At 66.0% G+C, this 535-nt stretch carries 1 protein-coding gene; it reads right to left on the reverse strand.

Annotation, left to right across the window (positions count from 1 at the left end):
- Positions 1-535: 3-hydroxyacyl-CoA dehydrogenase NAD-binding domain-containing protein (locus tag AC07XB_RS39075; RefSeq protein WP_492833312.1), on the reverse strand; the 535-nt coding region annotated here is incomplete at both ends.

A 535-nucleotide genomic window follows, 5' to 3' on the forward strand; every position in this document is an offset into this window, starting at 1 on the left:
CCCACCGAGCGGATCGCCGTGATGGGCGACGGGCGGTAGCGCGGTTCCTGGTAGAACTGGTTGTAGATGGACTCCATCACCGGGTGCGACACGTCCAGCCCGGTCAGGTCCATCAGCTCGAAGGGGCCCATGCGAAAACCCGCCTGCTCGCGCATGATGGCGTCGATGTCGGCGAACCCGGCCACGCCTTCCTGCGCGACCTTCAGGCCTTCGATGTTCATGCCGCGCCCGGCATGGTTGACGATAAAGCCGGGCATGTCCTTGCAGCGCACCGGCGTGTGGCCCAGGCGGCGCGACAGCGCCATCAGCGCGTCACCCACGGCGGGGTCGCCGGACAGGCCGTCGATCACCTCGACCACCTTCATCAGTGGCACTGGGTTGAAGAAGTGGTAGCCGGCGATGCGGCCAGGTTGCTTGGCGCCCACCGCGATCGCGGTGATCGACAGCGACGACGTGTTGGAGGCAATCACGGCATCCGTACGCAGGACGGCTTCGAGCTTGGCGACCAGGTCACGCTTGACTTCGAGCTTCTCGA

Source organism: Cupriavidus sp. GW821-FHT02F09, assembly GCF_059421605.1.